This is a genomic window from Paenibacillus sp. W2I17 (assembly GCF_030815985.1).
Classification (GTDB): domain Bacteria; phylum Bacillota; class Bacilli; order Paenibacillales; family Paenibacillaceae; genus Paenibacillus.
Map to the genome: position 1 here is coordinate 5,703,846 of NZ_JAUSXM010000001.1, position 25,992 is coordinate 5,729,837.

The window sequence follows — 25,992 nt, forward strand, 5'->3', positions numbered from 1 at the left end:
TATGTCTACTGCCGTTTTGTATGCAAAATTTGTATAATCAACGTTCGTTTTAACCTAATAAGAATCGACAAACCCGGACGCCACAGATAAGGAGATATCAATGAGAATACTTATTGTTGACGACAATCCGACGAATGTCATTATCATTCGAGAAATTCTGAAAAAAGAAAACTATCGTGACATTGTTACGGCGAGTTCCGCCATGGAAATGTTTGAAGTGTTGGGAATTGGGGAGGAAAGCAACGAACTTCGTCCAAGACCGTCGGATATTGACCTGATTTTGCTAGATATGATGATGCCCGAGATGGACGGCATCGAAGCCTGCAGTATTGTGCAGAAATTTGAGAATCTGAAGGATATACCGATTATTATGGTGACTGCCATCGGAGACTCCAAGAAACTTGCCGAAGCATTGGATGCAGGTGCATCCGATTATGTGACCAAACCGATTAATAAAGTCGAACTGATGGCCAGAATTCGACTCGCACTTCGTTTGAAACAGGAGAAGGATTGGCATAAAGAGCGTGATCAACGTATTCAGGATGAGCTCAAGTTGGCAGCGATGGTCCAAAATGCTGTTTTAAGTCCGGCAATTAGGGACCCGCTGTTCCAAGTGCATGCCATCTATAAACCATCCTTTGAGCTTGCGGGTGATCTGTATTCTTGGTACCCCCTTGGGGAAGGCCGTTACGGAGTACTGCTGCTCGACATGATGGGACACGGGATATCTTCATCCCTGTTTACCATGTTTATCGCTTCTGTGTTGAAAGATACGGTTACCACTTATGTGGATCCAGAGAAGGTCATTCAGGAGTTGAACCGTCGTTTTAACCAGCTCCATCTGGAGAAACAATTGGTGCAGTATTATTTCACGGCAATTTATCTGGTCGTTGATACACGTATGAAGCGCATTGATTATGTTAATGCAGGGCATCCACCTGCTTTATTTTTCCGAAACGACGGCAGTGTCACCACATTTGACAGTGTCTGCTGTCCTGTTGGTTTATTTGACAAAATGGATATTGAACCACAAACGATCCATTACGAGGGCGACGGGCATATTGCACTCTATACGGATGGATTATTGGAAGCTGTTCAGGGTGGGCAGGAACAACAACATGAATTCCTGATTGAAAAACTGACCGGGTCACATCAGTGGAATGAAGCTGCCATGCAGGCCATGTTTTTTGACGACGAAATTCCCCAGGAGCGGGATGATGATAAATGTCTGGTCTGGATTACTTTGGATAAAGGGGCGGGGGATGAATGAAGATCAGGAATAAACTGCTGATTGGTTTTACCGCTCTGATGGCTATTTTGATCGTGCTCACGTTTGTGAGTTATGAACGGTTAAACAGCAGTAATAAACAGATTGATCAGATGTATCAGGAACGTTATCTCAAAGTAAGGTTCACATCTTCTGTACGTGGAGAGGTCAATGATATTGCCAAAGTGCTGGCTAACTTGTTATTGAATCCGAACAATTCAATTAGTGCTGCTGAAGGTGACCTGAAGGATATGAAGGATCGGGGGGATGGTTACCTCGTAGAAGTAAGAAACCGAGCAGACAGTGCACCTGAACATCAACTGGTGGATCGTGTGAATACTGCGTGGACCGCTTATACTTCCTATGCAACGAGACAGATCAACCTGATGTCCCAAAGAAGGATAGAAGATGCGAATAACTACCGCAATTCAACAGGACTCGCGGTGCAAAAAGAAGCTGTGGATAGTTTGAATGCTCTTTCACGTTATCAGGACCAAGAGATTGATGCCGAGATCAAAAACGCTAATGCAGCGTATACGAGAGCAGTGCAGATCACGATAAGTATCATGATTGCGGGGTTGTTGCTTGCATTGGGTGTCATTATGTGGGTGCTGCCGAGTATTACACGGGGTCTGAACACTGTATCTATGATGATGACCAGCTTTGGTAAAGGGCGTTACCGAACCATTCGGCGCATACAGGTCAAATCCACCGATGAGATTGGTCAGATTGCCAGTGTGTTCAAAGATGTATCCAGTGATCTGGAAGAAAAACTGGAGATCGAGAGGGCTTATGCGCAGGCTCAGCAGGATCAAAACTGGATGAGTTCGAACATCGCAAGAGTCCCGGAGCTGCTTCGGGGGATTGGCTCCATTCGCCAAATTTCACAGATGTTTATCAGTGAGTTCACACCTGTGCTTGGCGCTCAGTTGGGTGTCGTCTATCTGATCGATGAGGAGAAACATCCCGACGAACTGAGACGTTACGGTGCATATGCATTTGAAGAAAACGAGGATGTTGGTAAAGAAATGTATCGCATCGGTGAAGGCCTGATTGGTCAAGCCGCGCTGGATATGACACCGATTATTCTGGAAAATACGCCTGAAGATTACGTGCATATTGGTTCAGCATCAGGCTCAACACGTGCTGCGGGTATCATGATCTATCCTGTCGTGTTTGAAGATGAACTGATTGGTGTAGTTGAAGTGGCTTCCTTTGGAGGTTTCAATGAACTTCACAAGCAGTTGTTCACACAACTGATTATGAACCTGGGCGTGATTTTGAACAACGTTCGACGTCGTTTGCGTGTGGAGGAGCTGCTGCGTGAATCCCAGGCACTGACTGAGGAACTGCAGGTTCAATCGGAAGAATTGCAGACACAGCAAGAAGAACTTCGTCGTTCCAATGAGAATCTGGAGGAGCAGACAGAGGCGCTTAAACGTTCCGAGGAATTGCTGCAGCGTCAGCAGGAAGAACTGGAACATTTCAATACGGAACTCATTGCCAAGACGCGGGCGCTTGAAGAGCAGGTGCGTGAAGTTGAAGAGAAAAATGACGAGATTGAGAAAACGAAGACACAGTTGGAACAGCAAGCTACACAGCTGTCGATGACAAGCAAGTACAAGTCCGAATTTTTAGCGAATATGTCACATGAACTCCGTACACCATTGAACAGTCTGCTCATTTTGTCCCAGTTATTGTCGGAGAACAAGGGTGGAAATCTGACTGACAAACAGCAGGAATATGCGCAAACCATCTACATGTCGGGCGCGGATCTGCTGAAGATGATCGATGAGATTCTGGATCTGTCCAAGGTGGACGCAGGTAAGATGGATATCAATTATGAGACAGTTCGAATGGAAGAGCTGACCAGCTTTGTTCAGCAGAACTTTGGACCGATGGCGAATAAAAAGGAACTGAACTTGAATATCGATTTCGACAGCGATCTACCGGAGTGGGTATACACCGACAGTCATCGCGTCAAACAGATTTTACGGAATTTGTTGTCGAACGCATTTAAGTTCACCAATCGAGGTTCGGTTAGTCTGATTGGACGACGGATGAAACCGGAAGAGCTGCCGGGTTATATGAACACCAATCAGGAATATCTCGGATTCAGTGTAAAAGACACCGGCATTGGTATTCCATCGGATAAGACGGATCTGATCTTTGAAGCGTTCCAGCAAGTAGACGGGACCACAAGTCGGAAATACGGTGGAACTGGTCTGGGATTGTCCATTAGCAGGGAATTGGCACGTTTGCTTGGTGGCGCAATACAGGTGGAATCATCCGAAGGGGAGGGTAGCTGCTTTACCTTATACCTGCCGGATAATCATGAAGAGGAAGCCTTGGCAGAGGAAGGTGCTTCAAGAGAAGCGGCAGTATCCTCAGAGGATCTTTATGAAAAGTCCATCGAAGCACGGACCATGCTTTCAAGTCATCAGTCCATCCTCTCTCCTGATCTGGAACGGAGCGTGGGTACGGATCTGTCTCCTACCCATACTCCAGATGTCACCCAGATCGAAGATGATCGGGAGAATCTTATGGAAGGTGACAAAATCCTTCTCATCATTGAGGATGACGTGAACTTTGCACATATTTTGATGGATATGGCGAGAGGAAGAGGATTCAAAGCACTTGTTGCCCTTCAAGGTGATAAAGGACTTGAAATGGCACGTCAATATCTGCCGGATGCCATTATCCTGGATATTCAATTGCCGGTGATGGATGGTTGGACCATTCTGGGCGAGCTGAAGAGCAGTTCGGCAACACGCCACATTCCGGTTCATGTGATTTCAGTTATTGATGATATGAAGCAAGGTCTGATGATGGGCGCCATTGCGTATCTGAAAAAACCTTCGAGCAAGGATTCACTGGATAAAGCATTCTCGCATATCAAATCATATACCGAGAATCAATTGAAACGACTGTTGATCGTCGAAGATGATGAAATTCAGCGTAAAGCCATTATTGAATTGATTGGTCATGATGATGTTGCAATCACCGCTGTATCGACAGGTAGCGAGGCGTTGAATGAATTACACAGCCAGCGTTATGACTGCATGGTACTGGATCTGATGTTAACGGATATGACCGGGTTCGAGTTGCTCGACCAGATTCGCGATGATGAATATCTGAACGATCTGCCGATTATAATTTATACAGGCAAAGAACTGGATTCCAAGGAAGAAATGAAGCTGCGCAAATATGCGGAATCCATCATTATCAAAGATGTGAAGTCACCGGAACGTCTGCTGGATGAGACTACTTTGTTCCTGCATCGGGTAGAAGCCAATTTGCCGGAAGACAAGCGTCGCATCTTACAGAAACTACACAACAAAGAAACGTTGTTTGAAGGCAAGAAAATATTGCTTGTAGATGACGATATTCGTAACGTATTTGCCCTTTCAAGTGTTCTTGAAGGCTATCGGATGGATGTGACGTTTGCTGAGAACGGCCGAGAGGCTTTGGAGATTTTGAACAAAAATCCGGAATTTGATCTGGTACTGATGGATATGATGATGCCAGAGATGGACGGTTATGAAGCGATGACAAGAATCAGACAGATCCCGCAGTTTGAAAAGTTGCCGATTATTGCGCTTACGGCCAAAGCCATGAAAGAGGATCGCGGCAAATGTATTGAGGCTGGAGCATCTGATTATGTGAAAAAACCGATCCAGACAGATCAATTGTTATCCTTAATGCGCGTATGGCTGTATTCGTAAATTCATTATTCGTATGTTCATTGTTTGGGTAATGAAAGACAATACGACGAATACGCAAGTAACAAATGAAGAAGTGGAGAGAACTTATGACACCGTGGGAACCTACCGAGACGGGGGCAGATTTGGTCCGTATGCCGCAAGATGAAGAGCGCGAGCTGATTGAGATTGAGTTGCTGTTGGAAGGCATGCACCGTTTATATGGATATGATTTTAGAAACTATGCACTGCCATCCCTGAAACGAAGAATCTGGCATCATGCACATGCTGAAGGTGTTAAGAGCATATCCGGTTTGCAGGAGCGTGTTCTTCATGACCGTTCCGCGTTTGACCGTTTTGTACAGAACTTATCCATCCCTGTAACGGAAATGTTTCGAGATCCTTCGCTTTTCCGAATGTTTCGGGAACAGATTATTCCTATCCTGAGAACCTACCCGTATATCCGAATATGGCATGCGGGATGCTCTACGGGAGAGGAAGTTTATTCCATGGCCATCATGTTGCATGAGGAAGGACTGTATGACAAGGCAAGAATTTACGCAACGGATATGAATGATCGCTCTTTGCAACAGGCCAAAGAAGGCGTATACGGTATTGAGAAAATGAAACTATTTACTACAAATTATTTGGAGGCAGGGGGTACCAGAGCCTTCTCCGAGTACTATACAGCGAAATACAATTCGGTGATATTTCATCCTTTTCTAAGGAAGAACATCATTTTCGCCGAGCACAACCTGGCAACAGATCGGTCATTTAACGAGTTTAATGTTATCTTTTGCCGTAATGTCATGATTTATTTTAATGATGAACTGCGGAACCATGTGCATGGGCTGTTTCATGAGAGCTTGAGTCACTTTGGTATTCTGGTTCTGGGGTCGAAAGAATCGATACATTTTACAGAGTTCAGTGATACCTATGAGCCGTTAGACCGGACCGAAAAAATATACCGGAAGATCAAATAGGGGGTTAGGGTTAGCCATGGGGCTCAATGAACCAATCCACATATTATTGGTAGATGACCGCCCTGAGAACTTGCTTGCTCTTGAAGCAGTTCTGGAATCGGAACAATATAAACTCGTTAAGGCAACTTCCGGAGAAGAGGCACTCCGCTGTCTGCTAAAAGACGAATTTGCGGTTATCGTTCTCGATGTGCAGATGCCTGGAATGGACGGAATTGAGACAGCAAAGTTAATTAAGGCACGGGACAAGTCCAAGGATGTGCCGATTATATTCATCTCTGCGAATAGCAGAGAAGCGGAGCACTTGTTTGCCGGATATTCAGCCGGGGCCATTGATTACATGGTTAAACCATTTATTCCTCAGATTTTGAAATCCAAAATCGAGGGCTTTGTGGAGATGTTCATTACCAATAAACGTTTGAAGACACAGACCATGCTTCTTCACCAGAAGACACAGGAACTGGAGAAAATGAACCAACAACTCATTCAGGCTAAAGAAGAAGCAGAAATTGCAGCCAATGCAAAGACCGAGTTCCTGGCGATGATGAGTCATGAGATTCGTACACCGATGAACGGAGTTATCGGTATGGTTGATCTGCTGATGGAGACGGAACTGAGGGAAGATCAGAAGGAATATGCAGACATCGTTCGTCGCAGCGCGGATGCACTTGTCACGGTCATCAACGACATTCTTGATTTTACCAAGATGGAATCAGGCAAAATGGAACTTGAAGAGCATCCTTTTGAAATTGTCTCCTGTGTTCGGGAAGTGTTGGGATTGTTTGCTGCAGAAGCAGGCAAAAAGAACTTGGAACTGGATTATTTCCTGGAAAATTCTGTCCCTGAATTAATCTATGGAGATATGGCAAGGCTCCGCCAGGTTCTCTTGAATCTTATTGCCAATGCGATCAAATTTACTGACCAGGGTGGAGTGTATCTGATCGTGTCAGTTAAGGAAGAAAAGGATGGAGAAATGGCATTGGAGTTTGCAGTTAAAGACACCGGGATAGGTATCGCTTCAGACAAAGTTGATCGCCTGTTCCAGCCGTTTTCCCAGTTGGATACATCCATGACACGTAAATACGGTGGAACTGGCTTAGGACTGGCAATATGCAAGACTCTGGTTGAAATGATGGGTGGACAGATCTATCTGGATACAACAGAGCAACGGGGAGCGACGTTTGTATTTACAATTCAGGCGAAACGTTATGTAGAAACTGAACTGGTCCAGAGGAACGGGGAAGAGAAACCAACGGATGTGAAAAATGAGAATAAATATCCTACGGTATTAATCGTGGATGATCATCCTATTAACCAGAAGTTGATGGCGATTATGCTCGGTAAGCTTGGGTTGCTCTCAGACATTGCTGAAGATGGGCAGAGCGCACTCGATATGATAAACGGCAGCCGTTATCCCTATGACTATGTGTTTATGGATCTGCAGATGCCTGTGATGGACGGTTTGGAATGTACACGGCGGATTCGAGAGAGTCTTTCCCAGTCTGAGCAGCCAACCATTATAGCCATGACTGCTAACGTGATGGAAGGTATTCAGCAGCGCTGTATTGCTGCCGGCATGGATGATTATATTAGTAAACCGGTGAAAATGGGCAATGTGAAACAGAAAATAGCCCAGTTTCAGAAACAACGACAAATGTTAGACCCAGGCCCTTCAGCCATGAATCAGGCCAATTGAAACATTTTCCAAACTTCTTTCTGTTTCACTCGTGCTGAAGTTGGGTTATTAGGTAAGGAAACCATTGATCAGGAGAGAGATGTCTAATGAATACAAATAAAAATGAAAAATTCAATGCAAGAACTGAAACACAGGACGGCGTATGCACGGTGTATCTAACTGGCGAACTGGATTTGTCGGTTGCTCCTGACTTCCGTTTGGTGATGGAGCCGCTCGTGGATAACAAGGAACAGGATCTTGTGATCAACATGAAAGAATTGAAGTATATCGATAGTACAGGGATTGGTATCCTGTTATCTGTTCTGAAGGCAAGACATGGAATGGAAGCTCGCTTTGAAGTACAGGAAGTTCCTGCGCAGATTCAGAAACTTTTTGACATGACGGGCATCGCCAAATTCTTTGTCACACAGAAGAATTCCCAATAGGAAAGGATCGAAAAAGGAATGAATGCAGAAGTTCAAAGAGTCACCCTTAATTTACCTGCGACAGCTGATTACGTTGATATTGTAAGACTCAATCTCTATGGAGTAGCATCCAAAATGGGATTTTCTTATGAAGACATTGAGGATATGAAAGTTGCTGTATCCGAGGCCTGTAACAACTCTGTATTGTATGCCTACTCACACGAAGGCGGCATGGTTGAAGTTGTATTCGAAGTGGATGGCGAAACATTGTCCATTATTGTCAAGGACGAAGGTGCCAGCTTCGAGAACATGAACCCTGCTGTGTCACGTGCCGGTCTACACGACAAAGAACTGACGGAAGCACAGATTGGCGGACTTGGGTTCTACCTGATGCAAGCCTTGATGGACGATGTCAGTGTGGAAAGTGAGACGGGCAAAGGTACGAAAGTAGTACTCGTAAAACGTCTTGCAAGAAGTGAGGAGAAAGTATGAATGAAAAAGTGACTCCCCCAGAGTCCATGTCTGAAGCTATAGGTTTGATCTGGGAATACCAGCAGACCCAAGATAATGAAATTGCAACAGTTCTCATCCGTAAATATGAACCAATGGTCAAGATGGCAGCAGGTAAAATCGCTCGGAATCGCCCCGATCTATACGAAGATTTGTATCAGACCGGGCAGATGGCCTTGATTCGTTTGCTTAAGCAATATGATATCAACCTAGGTATTCCGTTTGAACCATATGCCATGAAGAGTATGATCGGTCATATGAAGAACTACTTGCGTGACAAATCCTGGTATATTCAGGTGCCCCGGAGGATTAAGGAAAAGGGAGCCCTTGTGCAACATGCCATTGATGAGTTAACCGTCAAGTTGGAGCGCTCACCCGGTGTGAACGAAATTGCTGAATACCTTGATTTGACTGCAGAAGAGACGATTGAAGTTCTGGCTGGTCGGGAATGTTACCACTATGTATCACTGGATTCTCCTTTATCTCAGGATGATAGTGCAGCAACATTGGGAGAACTGATCAGTGCAGATGTTAATGACTATGATTCGGTCGAAAAACGGATGGACTTGCAACAGGCATTGGGACAATTGAAGGAACAAGAGCAGCAGGTACTTATTCTAGCATTCCAGGATGGCCAATCTCAGCGGGCAATTGCCCAGAAGCTTGGTGTTTCACAGATGAGTGTATCTCGGATTCAGAAGCGAGCTACAGAGAAATTGAAACAGATCATGTCTAATGCTTCAATGTTATGAAAAATGGAACCCTAATGTTGTTGAGTACGGCATAGAGAAGGACACGTAATTCCATTGGAATACATACGTGTCCTTTTTGGGATTAAAAAGGTTGTATGCAATAAACATATGTGCAGGAGTGGATATTGTGATTGTGAACCAAATCAAGCTGGAAGCTCGTCGCGACAAGTTATCTTGCTCAGACCATTGGCAGTGGTGGGATTGGGTTGCACCTGATACGGATAACATGAAAAATGCCTTGGAGGAGCTGACAGAGTCATTTCCCGATATGCAGTATTGGCTCGATAAAATTCCGGAAGTGGAATCGAATTATCTGTCCGTCCGTTTCGTGAATGGTACTGAGCCCGTCATATTTGGCTCCTTGTTGTATGCGATTAAAAATGAGAGAGATGACAAAAGAAAAGATAATCAGATGTTCTTTTATGTCGATCGCACCAACCTGGTTACCTTGAATATGGATGACAATACAAGAGGCATTATGAAGACAGATGAACGTGCGAATATGTTGCAACAATGTACAGTGGCAAGGGATGGCATGTTCGTACTTTTTCGAGCAATACTGCATTACTATCATGTGGGTATGGATCACTTTGAGAAGAACCTGCGTGATCTGGAACGGAAGATGGAGTCTCGTAATGCACGTACCTTGATGGACCAGATTCTCGCTGCCCGATTTGAATTGTTATACTGGAGCAATCTGTTTATCCCGTACTCGGAACTCATGGCCGCTGCCCATGAAGCTTACCTGAGTGAGATGAAAGACAATCGTTTCTTTCTACAGCTTCAATATCGTGTGGAACGTATGGAGCGTCTGTTCAATCATTATGAGAAAGAGATTGACACCTTAATCTCTATTGATAATGCCATCTCAGGGGTTCGTGGGAATGAGATTATGAAGACGCTAACCATAGTTACCGCTGTGTTCATACCTGCCACGGCAGCTGGCGCGATATGGGGGATGAACTTTGAGAACCTGCCCTTTATCGATAAATCATGGGGAGTTGTACTGGTCCTTGTTGTCATTATTTTAAGTATGATCAGCATGTATGTATGGCTGATGATGAAAGGATGGACAGGAGATCTGCTCAAAGTGAAGTCTTCCCAGCCTTCAGCTGAAGAGACAGAGAAAAAAGGAGCCACTGAAAAGCGTAGGGGATAGCCTATTGGCTAGTCCTCTTAGTTTTTGTAATCTTCAATATAACCAAGTAAGTCAGCGATATATTGGCCCACAATCGGCATATTCACGAATTGGCTGAGAATGAATGCCAGCAAACCGAGAACAACAAAGGTACCCACAGTCAGACCGAGACCTCGTGCCATGCCCGCTGTGAAATTGGTAATAATCCGCTTTTTGGGACTGCTATAATTCTCAATAATATCCTTGATCTGTGCTCTCTCCAGACTGTCCGCGATCTGGTCCAGACGGGTGTTCAATCGCTTTACCTCATGACGCAATTCAAAAGGATGATCGCTTGTATCATACTGCTGTGCCGGTGTTGCTCCCGTAATTGGAGTATTACCGTTAATTGTAACTTTACTCATATTAATTGTCCTCCTCAACTCGCATTGGATAAAAAAATAGCCAGCTGGAGTGCAGCTGGCTATTGGTCACTCGATCTGTATCGCCTTACAGGCTAGTCGAGTTAATTTCTTTACGTGCATCTTCCTTCGCTTCAACGGAAGCGGCAGCCACTTCATCAGATGCACGGGATGCTTCGTTAGCCACATCAGCAGACGCTTTTCTCACAGAGTCCATTACGTCATTGCGGCCTTGATTTACCGTTTTTGCAATATCGGAAGTTTTGGAAGAGACCGTTTTAGCCAGTTCAGTGGCTTTGTCACTTACAACAGTTGCCACTTCTTTGGTGCGGTCAGTAACGATGCCCACTTTCTCGGAAAGGTCACCACGCAATTCACGTCCCGGTTTAGGCGCAAAGAGTAGTGCTGCTGCAGCTCCCAGCAAACCCCCGATGAAAATACCTTTTGCGAAAGTTGAACCCGTCTGTACAGGATATTGCTCTTCTGCTTTATTCATGTCTAATCACTCCTTCTTCAATTTAAGAAACAAATACGAAACAACGAACACCTTGTTGCCCGAATCAGGCAGCCTGTCTTAGCAGTCTGGACACAAGCCCCAGCAAGAAAACAAAGAGCGCTGTACCAATGATGGCAGGGATGATGGCAAAGTTACCGATAACTGGTCCCCAGTTACCAAGCAAAAGTGCTCCCAGCCAGGCTCCGGCAAATCCGGCAATCATTGCACCGATTATGCCTCCAGGCATGTTGTGACCGGCAAGTGCATCTCCGATCAAACCGATGATGACAGCCATCACAATGCTGATAATGATGCCCCACATAACAACCGCCTCCTTTAAACTTGATGTAGGATGTTGTCTGTTCGCGTTTGCTTACTTCGTATATAAACCCCGTGCAACCCTGTGAAACAATAAAGATGAGGATGAATGAATTGGAAATCAGAGGAATTCATTCTTTAGCGGCGCTGTTTAATGCCCTTAACCATGCAGAAGATCCATGCCAATCCAGCAGTAAATCCAGTAAATACATCCGTAGGATAATGAACGCCCAACATGATTCGGCTGAGGCCAATCAAGAAAATAAAACTGATACCACATAGAACAGGAAGCCACACACCGGAAGAGTTATGTCGCTGTCGTTCAATGGCCCAGATTACAAAGAGCATGCCGTAGAAGCCCATGGAGATCATGGCATGTCCGCTGGGAAAGCTGTACCCGTGAACGACCAGCAGATGATCCAGTTCAGGTCTGCTTCGTCTGAAAAATTCCTTCAATAACGTGTTCAGAATCCACATCATGGCAAAACTTCCGGTGAGCGCATATCCATATATAACAAACCTTGGACTGCGTTGAATGAAGAAAAGAAGAGCAAAACCTCCTGCAGCCACAGCAGAGATTTTGAATGAACCCAGTGCGGTTATGAATGCAGTGTAAGGGAATAGATGAAGACGTGAATCTGAATTCAGATAAAATAATTGCTGAATTTGATCATCCAGACGAATAATAACATCAGCACCCAACCAGGCACCCAGACCTGCCAGGATGAATACGACCGATGCGCTGAGGGCCAGACCAGCCAAACCCCAATTGAGGAGTGGACGTAATAATGTGCCTGAATTTGAACTGAATGAGGCTGGTGAATACGTTTTGCGCGGCATAATGAGTTTCTCCTTCAGTTATTGTAGTAGATGAACATAGATGATAAAGCTATACCCGAAATGCCTGTCGAAAAAACTGTAAAAACGTCGCTTTTGTACTATACTATTTAAGATATCCCATGCGGCGTCGTGACGCAAAGCAGAGATGAAATCGGGAGCACAAAGGAGAGAACTCGCATGGAGAGTGCCTTGTTAATTAAAGAATACCGTGCAGGCGTTATGGAATGCGCCCATTACGGACACATAAGTATTACGGATGAGTATGGCCGAATCGTATACTCGGCTGGTGACCCTCATTTCAGAGCGTTCACTCGCTCATCTGCGAAACCTTTTCAAGCCATTCCAGGTATTCGGGCAGGAATTGCCAGTCACTATGGCCTATCAGCACAGGAGATCGCCATTATGTCCTCTTCGCATCGCTCGGAACCGGAACACATTCGGGTGCTGGAGCAGTTATCCGGTAAGATCGGATTGGGAGAAGAATGCCTGATCTGTGCACCAAGCTATCCGCTTAATGAAGAAAGCCGTAATCAATGGTTACGTGGACAAGGAGAGAAACGGCGCATCTTGCACAACTGCTCCGGGAAAACATCTGGGAATCCTGGGGTACAGTCAGATGAAGCAGGTTGATCTGGGCAGTTACGCTGAACCGGATCATCCGGTACAACGTGAAATTCTTGAAACCTTTGCCGACCTGGCAGGTATTGAGGAAAAAGAGATTGAGCTTGGGACGGATGGCTGCGGCTTTCCGGTATTTTCTTTGCCGTTGTCGGCATTGTCGAATGCTTATTTGAAGCTCGCTTGTCCGGATCTTATTGCTGATCCTTCCACAAGAACAGCTGTAGAGACCATAACATCAGCTATGAATGAACATCCGTTGATGGTAGGTGGCACGGAGCGTGTAGATTCAGTGCTGCTGGAAGACGATAACATTGTAGCGAAGGGTGGATTCAAGGGGGTATTCGGATTTGGTCTGAAAAAAGAAAGACTGGGAATCACCTTCAAGGTGCTTGATGGTTCCGAGGAAGAGTGGGCCTTCATTACCCAATCCATACTGAAACAGATTGGTTATTCCAATGAGAGAACCATTGCACGATTGGCTGAAGTGTTCCCTTCGGACATCCGAAATGATGCGGGTACCCTTGTAGGTCATGCAGATAGTGAGTTCATTCTCCACTCACTTGAAGATAGCGTATAACCTTAAGAAGGGGCGTGATTAGAGTTGCCGGACCCCGGGTAAAGATGACATACCAACTGGTATTCATCTATACAATTCATATACACGCATGGACTGCCGCGGTAATGTGGCAGCTCTAAACCCTTGGAGGTGGATGAACATGATTAAAGTGGTGACATCGGAAGAAAGGCACACGTCGGATCGAGGTTGGATACACAGTGAATTCAGCTTTTCCTTTGCGGATTATGATGATCCAAGCAACGCCCATTTTGGCTGTCTGTTGGCTCATAATGAAAACACGCTGATGCCGCAAGAAGGCTTTAAGAAACATCCACATCATGATCTTGAACTTGTCAGTTATGTCATTTCGGGTACACTCAAACATACGGATAGTATGGGAACAGAACAATTGCTTGAACCGGGTACGGTCCAGGTGATGAGTGCGGGTACGGGAGTGGAACACTCCGAGACCAATCCGTCAGCGGATGAACCGGTACGTTTCCTCCAGATGTGGTTTTTGCCATCGGAGCGTATGCTGAAACCTTCCTATACGAATCGGAGAGTAGAGCCGCAGGAGCATTTGAATCGTCTATGTCCGATTGTATCCGGGCAAGGGGGCGAGGAAAGCGAAGGCGCATTGCCTATTTCCCAGGAAGTAACCTGTTACCTGTCCCATTTGGAGTCCGGGAAGAAGTTGATGTACCCGCAACACGAAGATCGACGGACACATCTTTTCCTGATCAGTGGACATGTAGAGATTCATTGTTCGGATGGTAACTTCAACCTCAAGCCGGGGGATGCCGCACGAATTCGTAAAAGCTGTGATCTGCAGATCACGAGCACAGACAGTGAACCTGCCGAATTTGTTTTGGTTGACCTGCCTTAAGGATGGGATGTATTCTGTAAAAGATAGTCTGGAAATATAAATATGTGAAAAAGGACCTGTTCCCACGGTGATGTGGAAACAGGTCCTTTTTAGGCTTGCTTTTGAATAGGACTTCATAGAAGTCGCAAATGATCAAAAGCAACACTTTGCTAAGATTTACGAAGATTACCCAGTTCCGAAGCGACAGCTTCCACTTCAGAGATACTGAGATGTTCCTTGCTCAAAATCATTTCATACAGGTCAAACAGATCTTCATATTTCTCAAGTGGGAATGAAGAAGCTTGCATGGCGGCACCGCTTGCCATACGAAGTTTGGTTTTGATCGCTTCAATCATATATTCCATATTGGCTGCTGTTGCTTGTGTTAAATCCATCGTTAAGTTCATCCCTTCCGTATCGGAAACTCTTGTTATTGTATCATGATTGGAAGCGCTCAGGCTAATGCTTTTGCGAGGAAACCAAGCATCGGTTACAATGATGGATACAACAACAGGATTTCATGGAAACCTGAGTGTACTGGAAGGGAATTCAGCTTGGCAGCGTATAAGCGAGAAATGGTTCGCCATCAAGGAAGGGAAGTCCGCAAAGGCGTGCCTGCAGAGAATCTGGTCTTATTTTTCAAAAACATCGTTCAACTTCATTCTCCAGCTGAAATCACGTTTGTCTGCATTGGTACGGATCGTTCCACCGGGGATGCTCTGGGTCCACTGACAGGAAGTTTACTGCAAGAGAGTGGAATGGAGAACGTAATTGGCACGCTGTCTTCCCCTTGTGATGCAGATACGCTGGAAAAGAAATTGGCAATTATTCCTGCACACCATGCCATCGTAGCGATTGATGCATGTCTGGGTCCAAAGCAGGCGGTAGGTACATACTATCTCTCGAATAACCCACTCATTCCGGCCCAATCGGTCGGAGGCAAGCTACCCCCGGTTGGACAATACAGTGTAGCAGCTGTGGTTAATGCGAATGGACCAAGGCCCTATTCCATTTTGCAGATGACCTCGCTTCACTTCGTCATGGGGATGTCCCAAACGATTGCAGACGCCGCAATTGAAGCATGGAAATGGAGACAAACGTTTCATTCATGATATGTAGGCTTAATAATATACAACCTGAATTATATCATTCGCGCAGAGAGAGGGATTCATATGGAAAAAGTGATGTGTGATGGAACGACGATTTGTTATGCCGAACAAGGTAAGGGAGAAGCACTCATTTTGCTCCACGGATACTGTGGCAGTTCATCGTATTGGGATGAGGTCGTACCTGAACTGGCACGCAGCTATCGCTGTATCGTACCTGATCTGCGTGGACACGGAAAAACAGATGCACCTGTAGGAAGTTATACCATCGAACAGATGGGCAACGATGTATTACAGTTGATGGATGAGTTGAATGTGGAAAAAGCGGTCCTTTTGGGACACTCGATGGGGGGATACATTGCGCTCTCGATTGCGCAACGTCACCCGGAGCGTTTGAATGCATTTGGCCTGATTCATTCGACAGCCTATCCGGACAGTGAAGAAGCCAAGGAAAAACGCCTTCGTGCTGTATCCACCATTCAGACCGAAGGTATCGTGAATTTTGTAGATGGACTGGTTCCCGGACTGTTTGCACCGGAACATGTAGAATCGCTATCTAAGCATGTAACACGTGTGAAGGAAATTGGTTACCAGACTGCTCCTCAAGGTGCTGTTGGTGCTGCACTTGCTATGCGAGAACGTCCGGATCGCCGCGATGTGTTATCGGCTACACCTTTACCTGTGTTGCTGGTTGCGGGAGAAAAGGATGCTGTTATCCCGCCAGAACGTACATTTACAAGTGACAAGCCACATATCGTGCAAGCCGTGATTACGGGTGCAGGTCATATGAGCATGTATGAAGCTCCTGAAGAATTAATTCAGGTCATTAAACAATTTATGGCTGGATTATCGAAGTAATTGATGAAGTGATTTATGTTGATTTCATTAGAATATAGTTTGGTATCTGGATGATTCAACCTTTTGTGGAGGAGGAGTAACCAGTTCCATTTCAACCGAGCCCCTGCCACGTCCCTTTGGGATAGGCAGGGGTTTAGTGTGTTCATGGCCAGAGCAAAGACACGCGTGTCTTGTTTTTGGCTTTTTGTCATGGCATGAATTAAAATAAATATAAAGGAACGATATGAGAACGATTGGATGTATAGGGTCGAATGATGAGGGGGCATACAGCATGTTCAGAAAAGATTATCTGCTCCGCATGATGGAGGAAATGACTGAAGCAATAGGCAAAGTGTTCACGCTCAAACAGCAGCGTAAGCACACCGAGGCATTGTCTGAACTGGATGAGCTGATGCGCAGGCAGTTTGGTTTGAATTTATCTCTACTGAACTCATTGCCAGCGGAGGATGTTATTGAAATGTTCCGTTTTCGCGGAATGATTGAGGTAGACAATCTGCAGCAGGCCGCGAGGCTGATTGAAGAAGAGGCTTACATTTATCAAGAGAAGACCAAAGTGGAAGGCATAGATGATCAGGAGAGAATGGACGCAGAGGATGAGGCTGTCATTCGATTGATGAGATCACTTCATTTTTACCTGTATGCATTGAATTATGGCGCTAATCCCAAGTTGTTGGACGCACCGGAACGGGTGGAGGGTGTGTTGGGGCTTACGAAAGAATATGAACTTCCTGCCCGGACTGAAAGACAGCTTGCCCTCTATCGTGAACAACAAGGACGTTACGACCAGGCAGAGAACAGTTGGTATCGATTGCTCCAGCTTGGTGATGAATTCCCGATGAGCTACCGAGATGATGTACAGGCGTTCTATGAAAGGTTGAGCCAACTCACGGATGAACAACTGGAGCAGGGCGGTCTGCCACGGGACGAAGTTGAAGAGGGACTAGCTGAACTAAGTCGTCAAGAGATGAACTCATAAAATATGGATTGGATCAAGGCTTGTTACATGCCTTTACTTGGAGAGGGAACGGAATTGTGGTATGGTAACGGTTGACCAAACCAAACCGAAAGTGAGATGTACCCCGTGGATTCATTGCGAAAGCTTATACAAGACATCTTTGAACAGAATTCGCTGATTACAGCGACCTGGAGCCAGCTGCGCAGACGGGACAATGTCTCGTATACCAAAGTGCAAGTTAAGCCGGTGACACTGAAGAATCAGCTGCATTATCAATTTGCATTTCATTATAACAACAAAGTGCTGCACGAGAATTTGACTCCGGCTGAAGCGGCTGAGCGCATGACTTTGTTATGCGAAGAGACGTTTCGTCAAGGGCTGCTCTGTACGACCGAGGCAGACTATCAAATTTTGATCAGCAAAAAATATAAAGTATCCATTCTGACCAAATCTGCTTCCAAAACTGCGGTGGATCTGTCGCATAATCGCAAGAAGCAATATGTATTGGAAGAGGGAGTACCCGTATCGTTCCTCGTTGAACTTGGTATTATGAACGAAGAAGGTCGTGTGCTGGCCCGCAAATATGACAAGTTCAGACAGATCAACCGTTTCCTCGAAATGGTGCAGGATGTTATTCCGCATCTGCCTGAGGGACGTCCACTGACCATCGTTGATTTTGGTTGCGGCAAGTCTTATCTGACATTTGCGTTATATCATTATCTGTCTGTACAACAACGTCGTTCACTCAAGATTATTGGATTGGACTTGAAGGCAGATGTAATTGAACACTGTAATGATCTGGCTAATCGATTGCATTATGGCGATCTGAAGTTTCTGGTTGGAGACATCGCGGACTACGATGAATTAAATGAAGTGGATATGGTTGTCACGCTGCATGCCTGTGATACAGCTACCGATGCTGCTTTGGAGAAGGCAGTTCGTTGGGGGGCTTCTGTTATTTTGTCTGTTCCTTGCTGTCAGCATGAACTGTTTGATCAAGTAGAGGCTTCCGTGATGAATCCGTTGTTGTCCCATGGCATCCTCAAGGAACGTTTTTCCGCACTGGCTACGGATGGGATTCGTGCCAAGTTGCTTGATCTGATGGGATACAAAACACAATTGCTTGAATTCATCGATATGGAGAATACGCCTAAAAACATATTGATTCGTGCTGTTCGCGGTCAGGCCGGCGAAGTGACGGAGATGTGGAATGAATATACGGCTTTCCGTGATTTCATTCATGCCGATCCATATTTAGAGCGGGCTTGTGCCGATTTGCTTCCTGGCGATGGCAAGCAGGCCAACGGGAAATCAAATTCGAGCAAAGAAACCGTTCAAGATTCCGCAAATTGCGACCTTTGCTGAGTGTGCCAACGCCAATCCAGGGACATACTGTAACTAGGGCCCCTGAATGTAAAATGATATTTAATGCACATACTTCGTAGCAAGCAACATCATAACTGTCAGATGTATATCAGGCAGAAGGACCCGTTATCGGGATCTTCTGTCTTTTTGTTATGCATATGGAGCGGTGGAAGGAAGGTGTATAAGGATGAAGAATAGGACAATGGATAAGGGAGTTGTAAGGTATAGACGAGGGTATGCGGCGAATGAGGAAATGATGGAACAGTTGTTTGAAGGGTCTCACCACGCAAAATGTACAGAATGTGTAGATAACAGGGACTTATGTAATGGGGACAATAGGGATAGTAGAGACAGTACATTTAATAGGGAAGGTACATACGACAAAGAGGATACGTATAAAAAAGATGATAAAAATAATCCAAGTGGAGCTATCCAGACCGATGCGTCAGGGAGTTTTTCTCAAAATTTGATGTGTAAACGTTATTCAGGATCGGGGTGGACTGTTGGGTTAGGCATACTCTCCATTGTCTTGCTGCTTGCAGGATGTCTGAGTCGGGGACTGTACTATTCGGCTGATCTGTATCCTGTCCTTTTGATCGCAGCAGGAAGCATATTGATCATGTTTTTTCTTTTTTTTGTCGGTATTCGTCCACAGAAGGAGAGTGAACGAATACCCATGTCATTGGTACAGTGTCAGGGGAACATTGAACGAATCATTGAAAAAATATTTCGATTTCCGGGAATGTGGCGAGTATTGTGGCCGCTGGAAATGATGACATGTTTTGGTCTACATGCATGGGCAGGCTCGGTGAGTAAACAGGGCAGCATGGATGAGATGCTGGGGTGGAGCCTGCTTGCGATGTTTACTCTGCTCACCGCATTACTGGCTGCGCGCACGGATGGTGCGCGTTGGTTAGCCTGCGGTTGGCAGATGGCAGGCGGCTTGCTTGTGCTAAGCGGCATCCTTGCCGTGTGCGGGATATTGCCGCTGCCCTTCGGGGTAATGCGGACTGCTGACCCCGAGATCAGCTCCGCCGGAGCAAGGCTCGGCGGATTATTGCAGTACCCGAATGCGTACGGTGCCGTTGTTGGCATGTACGCATTGGAGCGGCTGACAGCCGCCGCGGGAGTCATAGCCCGGCCTGTGCCGGCCGGGCGACTCATCGCGGCAGTGCTGCCGCTCATGCCCGCGCAAGCCGCGCTCCTGCTGAGCGAGTCGCGCGGCGCTTGGCTGGCGACCGGCTGCGCCGCGGTCGCCGCCTTTGCTTTGCAGCGGCGCGGTGCCCGCCTGCCGCTGCTGCTGGCCATGGCCGTGCCACTCGCGTGCGCGGCCTGGCTGTACCGCCAGCTGGCTGCTGCCCAGCTGGCGCCTGCACCCGTGCCCGGCCTGCTGGCACTGGCCGGGGCATGGGCAGCTGCGCTGCTCGGCACGCTGCTGCTGTGCCGTCTATGGCACAGCGGCGCCGCCAAGGCTCCGCGCACCGCTGCCCTGACGGCCATCGTGCTGGCGGGAGCCGCAGCCGCACTGATGGCCGTGGCCTCCACCGCCGATCGCCTCGCGGCGGGTGTCGGCACTGGGGTGTCCCGCCTACAGATGTGGCGGGACGCCCTCCAGCTGTGGACCGAGGCCGCATGGCTCGGCCACGGGGGAGACACATGGCGCAACATGTTCCGCGCCATTCAATCCTCGCCTTATGTTGGAGGCGAGGTTCACAACGGCCTGCTCGATCTCGCCCTGGACACGGGCATGATCGGCATCCTGCTTGTCGCAGGGTGGTTTCTCCTCACCCTGCGAAGCATCTTTCATTTTGCACCGCAGCTCTTTCCATCGGTGCTTGTTTTTGGCCTGCATGGGGCGATGGACTTTGACTGGAGTTTTATATTATTTTGGATGCTTTTCATCTGGCTTGGTGCTTGGGCAACTGCATTGAAGACGGAAACAGAGGGGGTCCAGCGATCCGGCGTAACTGTGGAATACGCTCCCTTCAGATCCAAATCGAGATCTAAATCCAGATCTCTTTTCTTGCGATATTTACCAACCCAATCTCGTCCATTATCTGTCCCGATGCGTTCCTTCCTTCATATTCTTCCGCGAGTAACTGCTCGGCTAATAAGGGTATCCACAGTGATGATCATCCTTTTCTGGATTGGTGGAACAGTTTGGCTGACCTCCCGATATGCAGTAGCAGAAGTGCAGTACCGTCAGGCGATGTCTGAACCGGAGGGCACTCCAGCACAGAAGGTGCATCTTATGGTTGCCCTTCAGTCTAACCCGAATCGACCGGATATCGTGATATCTCTTGCGCGAACGCTCCCGGGACGAGAAGCAGAATCACTTCTTTTGAACAGCCTGTCCCATTCCCCAATGCACCCTCAGATTTACATCGAACTGGGACGATTGGCAGCCCAATTCGGCGAAGGACAGCAGGCAGGAGAATATTTTGAACAAGCGATCGCATTGAATCGGTATGATGGCATTGGCCAATCCACGGCTTTGTATTGGATGGAGCAGGCAGCGCGGCGGGAATGGAAGGCAGGATATAGAGATCGAGCCCGACAGACTGCCGCCGCTGGTGTACAGATGTATGAACGGTATCAACTGCTGGCTGAGGAAGTGGAAGCAGGGGACGTTCGTAATGATCGTCGTTTTGTACTGGAAGAACATGCTCCAGGCTATGGAGAGAACCTACGTAGGCTTGCTTCGGCTTCTTCTCCTCCGTTTACTCCAGAGTTGACCAAGCGGAGCCCTTAAATCACTGCTGGATCTTACCCAGGCGATATAATGTTGGATGTCAGCGTCTAAAAAGTCTGGGAGTCCAACCTGGCTGCTCCTCGCGGAGGGTATGCGATTTTCTAAGGAACACAGGACGTCTTATTTGGCCTCTAGCTCCTCTTTTTAAATTGTAAGGAACATCAGACACGTTATTTCCCGAAACTCCCTAACAAAAACGTTATAAAAGGCCAAAAATCCCGAGATAACGTGTCTCAGATTCCTTAGATTTCTAAAATGCTTCAAATCCTTGAATAAGACGCCTCAGATTCGTTACCACTCGTGGGCTTGAGCATGAAAAATTACTCGGTGTTCATGTTCATATTCCCAGCTTATATTCATGCCCACCTGGAGGTCGGCTCCATGCTCTGCTCCAATCGCAAGGGGTCGCCCTCGAATCCTACCTGGAGCGAAGCTTTACATCAGAAGGGAGAAACTCGCATTTATGTTGTCTCTATCGCTTGCTCGTACGTGAAGGACGCATTAACATCACACGTTAAGGACACAGTGCCCCTACCTGTTTCTAACATGTTCAGATTTGCTTCAGCTTTGCTGCGTCTTTCAGTAGGTTTGAAGACATAGCTACCTGCCTCATTCCTCCATATCTATAGACGATACCCGCCAAATGCGTGCTGAAACGCATCTTTTAATGGTTCAACATCTACTTCCCACATCGCGGCGATCTCTGCACTGACATCCGTGTTCCACCACTCACATAATTTCTTGCGGTTGTCGCGATTCTCCCCAATCCAGAGCAGATTTGTGATCACCTTACCGTAATAATATTCTTCCGCCTGCTTCATCCGTTCGGGAGAGACATATACTTTTAGCCTTTTGGCTGTCCGGTACAATTCCTTGCTGCATGCCCGGCGAATTCCTCTGGCGGAAGGAAGGTTTCGACCGGATTGCGTATGTTTGACCGGCGGAGAACCGGGTATTGACTTGTGTGACATCTTCTCACGCTCCTCTCCCCATACCATATGCGGACTGCTGCGAACGGGACACTATCCCAACCTCGTGAAGTAGCAACGTCCACAGCCCTGTGATAAAATAGGGACGAACATCCATGGTGCGGAGGGGCACCGCCAATCAGGATGGAGAAAGAGGGTTGAGATGGACTTTATTCATAACCTTGTTGGCCAATTGTTCGATTGGATTCAAAGTCTTGGGTACTTTGGAATCATGCTTGGATTAATGTTGGAAGTTATCCCAAGCGAAATTGTGCTGGCGTATGGAGGTTTTCTCGTTTCACAAGGTAATATCAACTTCTTCGGTGCTATGATTTTTGGTACGGTGGGCGGTGTGATTGCCCAGTTATTTATTTACTGGATTGGCCGTTATGGTGGCAGACCTGTACTTGAACGCTACGGTAAATACATACTCATCCAGAAAAAACACATCGACCATTCCGAGGAGTGGTTTCGCAAGTATGGTACAGGTGTCATTTTCACAGCGCGTTTTGTTCCGGTGGTAAGACATGCAATCTCCATCCCGGCTGGCATCACGAAAATGCACACAGGCAAATTCATCTTGCTTACTACACTCGCTGTTATACCTTGGACTGCATTGTTTATATATTTAGGGATGATTCTTGGAGATCAATGGAAGCATATTGATGAGAAAGCGGCACCATATGTTATGCCTATTTTGCTTGTCGCTCTCGCCCTTATGATCGTTTATGTACTTATTAAATGGATGAATGCTCGTAAAAAGAAAGGAAGTGTCTAGTCATGGGTAAACCCAACTTGTCTCACAAATTCGGTAAAGGTCTGCCACCGAAGGATTTTATCGAGAGTATGACCAAGAACCAAAGTGAATTTCAGGCCAATTATGATAGCTTTACTTGGTCGAACGAAGAGGATCGTGAGTTCTTTGAGAGTCTGAACCATCGCGATGATCTGCGTGTGTTAATTCTGGCTGCTGACTGGTGTGGGGATGTTGTCCGTAATATTCCGGTTGTGTTCCAGGCGCTTGAAATTTCAGGAATCCCAACAGAAGTTCTGATCATGGAGAACCATCCGGAAGTGATGGATGAGTTCCTGACGATGGGTGGCCGCTCCGTGCCAGTCGTTATTTTTGCAGATACAGGTGGTCATGTGTTAGGTCAGTGGGGACCTCGTCCGCAGCAAGTACAGGAAGTCATGATTGAATTCAAACGCCTTAATCCGGATCGTGAAGCAGCAGATTATCAAGAAAATTTGGCTGTAGCGCGTCAAGAGATTGGTAAACGTTATGGGGAAGGAACGGAGTCACATGCGGCCATTATCCGTGAGCTGCGTGAACTGATTTCGGGTTACTAAGCCGATATGCTTAACATTCGTACGTTTACACTAGGCCCGCTTCAGACCAATGCGTATCTCCTACAAGGAGATGATCCGGGTAAAGCCGTCATTATCGATCCAGGCATGAATCCAGGGCCGCTGCTTAAGGCGATCCAAGACTTGGAGATTGAAGCCATTCTCCTTACTCATGCTCACTTTGATCATATGGGCGGGGTAGATGAGATCCGTAAATTGAAGGGATGTCCCGTTTATCTTCATGACTTGGAGAGCGACTGGCTTACCACCCCGAAATTAAATGGATCTTTGAATTGGCCGCAGGCGACACCACCGCTTTCGACAGATCCGGCTGAATATGCCATGGACGAAGGGCAGAAGCTGAATCTGATTGGGCATACGTTTAAAGTGTTCCATACACCTGGACATTCCCCAGGCAGTGTAAGTTTGCTTTGTGATAACGACCTGTTTGCCGGTGATGTGTTGTTCCGCATGGGTGTGGGCAGAACGGACCTGACAGGAGGGCGTGAACGGGATCTGATTGATTCAATCCAGAACAAGCTTTACACCTTTGCTGATGAGGTTAAAGTATATCCAGGTCATGGTCCCAAAACGACCATTGGTTATGAGAAACAGAACAATCCTTACGTGTCCGCAAGATAATCCGACATGATATGTGAAGAAAGTCTGGACAAGTGACAACTTTTTCATTAGAATAGCAATTAGTTGTTACAAGCGTTAAGGCATCATCTAACTGAAGCATTACCAAGAAACACCCAACCTCGCGAAGCACGCAGACTGTGGTCTATACCCGGTTTGCGTTCTTTTTTTGTTTTCAGCCCCTTTTTATCACAGAATTAGCCTTTTTTACGCTACATAGAGATGCAAGATGCGCTTCATCACAAGACAGTTTGAGACCAATAGCAAGTTAGCAGCAAGTACAGGTTGATTTAGAAATGATGAGTTTAAGAAAAATAGTATATAAGTTGAACTAATCATTTACAGGATAACGGAGAGGACAGAAAAAACCTGAAAAAGCGAAGCGTTCGCCTAAAAGCTTTCTGAAAGAAAGCTGCATCGGAAGCATAAGCCATCACCGGATTTTCCCTTTAAGAAAAGGGAATCAAAAAAACTGGGGATAACAGCGATTGGAAGAGTTATTCTGTCATCGTAGTGTCAGTGTAAATAATCTTTAGTTCAACTTATATAGATCATGAGAGCGGGGAATATCAAAGTGGAGAAACCAAGAGTTATTCCGTTGAATCAGCGTGTCGAGTATCCGATCATTGAAGAAAACCGTCGCATATTGGAAAGTGGGAAAAGAGAAACAGGTACTGAGCGAGCTTTAATACATAACCCCAGCGTGACCAATGAAGTGATGAAGTCTCAGCAGAATATATGGACAAGCCATGTTTTAAGAAACGGAGCCCGTAACCAACCGTGGTTCGATAAGCTGCAAGATTACCGGAATCAAGTCTGATTGCCCGGGAAATTGTCGGGTTTTAATTTTTTTAGAAATTTCATTGAACGTTTTTGCAGAGCCTGTCGTATTAACTCCATATTGAACGGGAAGAAGGTGATTTCATGATAAAGGCAGCTGAGCTGGAAGAGGTACGCAGAGCGGTATCGGGAGACGATAGCGCGCTCGCAGCGTTGTTGCAACGTCACTACACGTTTGTGTATAAGTATCTTGTTAAAGTGACGATGGACGCGAACCTCGCAGAAGAGACGGTGCAGGATACGATGATTCGTTGTATGGAAAATATCCATCGATATGATGGCACGTCTGCCTTTTCATCATGGATGATCACCATTGCGACCCGCATCTATATCGATAAGACAAGACGTAAGAAGAGAGAACAGAACTGGCTTACTCTCATCCGGGATCAGGCTGTACGTCGATTCCGCTGGCAGCTTGAGACTCGGAATGAAGAATGGACAGATGTCATGGATGCGATGACAAGACTGACACCCGAGCATCGTGTTGCAGTGCTACTGAAGCATTATTATGGATACGGGTATGACGAGATCGGGGAAATGCTGGGTATTCCTGCGGGAACGGTGAAGTCACGCACAGCTTATGGTCTCCGTCAGTTAAGAAAGGAGCTGGAATAAGG

Annotated in this window: 27 protein-coding genes; 21 read left to right on the forward strand and 6 right to left on the reverse strand. The window is 46.5% G+C overall.

The genetic code is table 11. From position 1 onward, the window contains the following. Positions 1-100: 100 nt before the first annotated feature. The 8 genes from QF041_RS25400 (at position 101) to QF041_RS25435 (ending at position 10,469) form a co-directional block, all read left to right on the forward strand. The gene (locus QF041_RS25400) at positions 101-1,270 is read left to right on the forward strand and encodes a PP2C family protein-serine/threonine phosphatase (RefSeq protein WP_307416107.1); all 1,170 of its coding nucleotides are present in this window, start codon (positions 101-103) and stop codon (positions 1,268-1,270) included. Next, positions 1,267-4,992, forward strand: a complete 3,726-nt coding sequence (locus tag QF041_RS25405; RefSeq protein WP_307416108.1) for a response regulator — start codon at positions 1,267-1,269, stop codon at positions 4,990-4,992. The genes QF041_RS25400 and QF041_RS25405 overlap by 4 nt, the downstream gene beginning before the upstream one ends. A gap of 86 nt (positions 4,993-5,078) precedes the next feature. Continuing rightward, the gene (locus tag QF041_RS25410) at positions 5,079-5,951 is read left to right on the forward strand and encodes a CheR family methyltransferase (RefSeq protein ID WP_074096446.1); all 873 of its coding nucleotides are present in this window, start codon (positions 5,079-5,081) and stop codon (positions 5,949-5,951) included. A gap of 16 nt (positions 5,952-5,967) precedes the next feature. Beyond that, positions 5,968-7,644 (forward strand): response regulator, encoded by a 1,677-nt coding sequence (locus tag QF041_RS25415; protein ID WP_307416109.1) that lies wholly within the window; start codon positions 5,968-5,970, stop codon positions 7,642-7,644. 86 nt (positions 7,645-7,730) lie between these two features. Next, a complete protein-coding gene (locus tag QF041_RS25420) occupies positions 7,731-8,069 on the forward strand; it encodes an STAS domain-containing protein (protein ID WP_036606989.1) in 339 nt (112 codons plus the stop codon). 18 nt (positions 8,070-8,087) lie between these two features. Further along, positions 8,088-8,540 carry an anti-sigma B factor RsbW gene (gene rsbW / locus QF041_RS25425; protein ID WP_036606993.1) on the forward strand — a complete coding sequence of 151 codons (453 nt, stop codon included), beginning with the start codon at positions 8,088-8,090 and terminating at the stop codon, positions 8,538-8,540. Further along, positions 8,537-9,310, forward strand: a complete 774-nt coding sequence (locus tag QF041_RS25430) for a sigma-70 family RNA polymerase sigma factor (protein ID WP_047841571.1) — start codon at positions 8,537-8,539, stop codon at positions 9,308-9,310. The genes rsbW and QF041_RS25430 overlap by 4 nt, the downstream gene beginning before the upstream one ends. A 130-nt stretch (positions 9,311-9,440) precedes the next feature. Next, positions 9,441-10,469 (forward strand): magnesium transporter CorA family protein, encoded by a 1,029-nt coding sequence (locus QF041_RS25435; RefSeq protein ID WP_373461406.1) that lies wholly within the window; start codon positions 9,441-9,443, stop codon positions 10,467-10,469. A 17-nt stretch (positions 10,470-10,486) separates the two neighbouring features. Here QF041_RS25435 and QF041_RS25440 read toward each other — a convergent pair whose 3' ends face one another. The 4 genes from QF041_RS25440 to QF041_RS25455 form a co-directional block, all read right to left on the reverse strand. Then, positions 10,487-10,852, reverse strand: coding sequence for a DUF5665 domain-containing protein (locus QF041_RS25440; protein WP_307416111.1), 366 nt, complete (start codon positions 10,850-10,852; stop codon positions 10,487-10,489). 85 nt (positions 10,853-10,937) lie between these two features. After that, positions 10,938-11,345 (reverse strand): YtxH domain-containing protein, encoded by a 408-nt coding sequence (locus QF041_RS25445; RefSeq protein ID WP_307416112.1) that lies wholly within the window; start codon positions 11,343-11,345, stop codon positions 10,938-10,940. A 64-nt stretch (positions 11,346-11,409) separates the two neighbouring features. Continuing rightward, positions 11,410-11,667: a GlsB/YeaQ/YmgE family stress response membrane protein gene (locus QF041_RS25450; protein ID WP_017692278.1), complete on the reverse strand. Its 258-nt coding sequence runs from the start codon at positions 11,665-11,667 to the stop codon at positions 11,410-11,412. 134 nt (positions 11,668-11,801) lie between these two features. After that, positions 11,802-12,503 carry a phosphatase PAP2 family protein gene (locus QF041_RS25455; RefSeq protein ID WP_307416113.1) on the reverse strand — a complete coding sequence of 234 codons (702 nt, stop codon included), beginning with the start codon at positions 12,501-12,503 and terminating at the stop codon, positions 11,802-11,804. A gap of 177 nt (positions 12,504-12,680) precedes the next feature. On the opposite strand from QF041_RS25455, the gene QF041_RS25460 reads away from it, so the two are divergent. The 3 genes from QF041_RS25460 (at position 12,681) to QF041_RS25470 (ending at position 14,566) form a co-directional block, all read left to right on the forward strand. Beyond that, positions 12,681-13,133, forward strand: coding sequence for an asparaginase (locus QF041_RS25460; RefSeq protein WP_307416114.1), 453 nt, complete (start codon positions 12,681-12,683; stop codon positions 13,131-13,133). Next, positions 13,120-13,701 (forward strand): asparaginase, encoded by a 582-nt coding sequence (locus QF041_RS25465; protein WP_307416116.1) that lies wholly within the window; start codon positions 13,120-13,122, stop codon positions 13,699-13,701. Before QF041_RS25460 ends, QF041_RS25465 begins: the two co-directional genes overlap by 14 nt. A 139-nt stretch (positions 13,702-13,840) precedes the next feature. Continuing rightward, positions 13,841-14,566 carry a pirin family protein gene (locus QF041_RS25470; RefSeq protein WP_307416118.1) on the forward strand — a complete coding sequence of 242 codons (726 nt, stop codon included), beginning with the start codon at positions 13,841-13,843 and terminating at the stop codon, positions 14,564-14,566. Between the two features lie 149 nt (positions 14,567-14,715). On the opposite strand, the gene QF041_RS25475 is transcribed toward QF041_RS25470, so the two are convergent. Next, complete coding sequence (locus QF041_RS25475) at positions 14,716-14,940, reverse strand: DUF1128 domain-containing protein (RefSeq protein WP_017692283.1); 225 nt, start codon at positions 14,938-14,940, stop codon at positions 14,716-14,718. A 159-nt stretch (positions 14,941-15,099) separates the two neighbouring features. Between QF041_RS25475 and yyaC the strand changes: the two genes are divergently transcribed. The 5 genes from yyaC to QF041_RS25500 all read left to right on the forward strand — a co-directional run bounded on the left by yyaC (position 15,100) and on the right by QF041_RS25500 (position 21,581). After that, positions 15,100-15,657: a spore protease YyaC gene (gene yyaC, locus QF041_RS25480; protein ID WP_307416119.1), complete on the forward strand. Its 558-nt coding sequence runs from the start codon at positions 15,100-15,102 to the stop codon at positions 15,655-15,657. A gap of 60 nt (positions 15,658-15,717) precedes the next feature. Further along, positions 15,718-16,509, forward strand: a complete 792-nt coding sequence (locus tag QF041_RS25485; protein ID WP_307416120.1) for an alpha/beta fold hydrolase — start codon at positions 15,718-15,720, stop codon at positions 16,507-16,509. A gap of 271 nt (positions 16,510-16,780) precedes the next feature. Then, positions 16,781-17,485, forward strand: a complete 705-nt coding sequence (locus tag QF041_RS25490; RefSeq protein ID WP_307416121.1) for a DUF6483 family protein — start codon at positions 16,781-16,783, stop codon at positions 17,483-17,485. Positions 17,486-17,581: 96 nt separating this feature from the next. After that, entirely contained in the window at positions 17,582-18,829 is a 1,248-nt protein-coding gene (locus QF041_RS25495) for a class I SAM-dependent methyltransferase (protein WP_244988473.1), read from the forward strand. 187 nt (positions 18,830-19,016) lie between these two features. After that, entirely contained in the window at positions 19,017-21,581 is a 2,565-nt protein-coding gene (locus QF041_RS25500) for an O-antigen ligase family protein (RefSeq protein WP_307416122.1), read from the forward strand. 623 nt (positions 21,582-22,204) lie between these two features. Here the strand turns inward: QF041_RS25500 and QF041_RS25505 are convergent. Then, complete coding sequence (locus tag QF041_RS25505; protein WP_307416123.1) at positions 22,205-22,552, reverse strand: dehydrogenase; 348 nt, start codon at positions 22,550-22,552, stop codon at positions 22,205-22,207. A 160-nt stretch (positions 22,553-22,712) separates the two neighbouring features. On the opposite strand from QF041_RS25505, the gene uptA reads away from it, so the two are divergent. The 5 genes from uptA to sigY all read left to right on the forward strand — a co-directional run bounded on the left by uptA (position 22,713) and on the right by sigY (position 25,990). After that, positions 22,713-23,327: an undecaprenyl phosphate transporter UptA gene (gene uptA, locus QF041_RS25510; protein ID WP_091019353.1), complete on the forward strand. Its 615-nt coding sequence runs from the start codon at positions 22,713-22,715 to the stop codon at positions 23,325-23,327. A gap of 2 nt (positions 23,328-23,329) precedes the next feature. Beyond that, entirely contained in the window at positions 23,330-23,899 is a 570-nt protein-coding gene (locus QF041_RS25515; RefSeq protein ID WP_307416124.1) for a thioredoxin family protein, read from the forward strand. A gap of 6 nt (positions 23,900-23,905) precedes the next feature. Beyond that, the gene (locus QF041_RS25520) at positions 23,906-24,538 is read left to right on the forward strand and encodes an MBL fold metallo-hydrolase (protein WP_036607016.1); all 633 of its coding nucleotides are present in this window, start codon (positions 23,906-23,908) and stop codon (positions 24,536-24,538) included. A 571-nt stretch (positions 24,539-25,109) separates the two neighbouring features. Further along, positions 25,110-25,355 (forward strand): hypothetical protein, encoded by a 246-nt coding sequence (locus QF041_RS25525; RefSeq protein WP_307416125.1) that lies wholly within the window; start codon positions 25,110-25,112, stop codon positions 25,353-25,355. Positions 25,356-25,459: 104 nt separating this feature from the next. Continuing rightward, the gene (sigY, locus tag QF041_RS25530; RefSeq protein ID WP_074096434.1) at positions 25,460-25,990 is read left to right on the forward strand and encodes an RNA polymerase sigma factor SigY; all 531 of its coding nucleotides are present in this window, start codon (positions 25,460-25,462) and stop codon (positions 25,988-25,990) included. Positions 25,991-25,992: the final 2 nt, after the last annotated feature.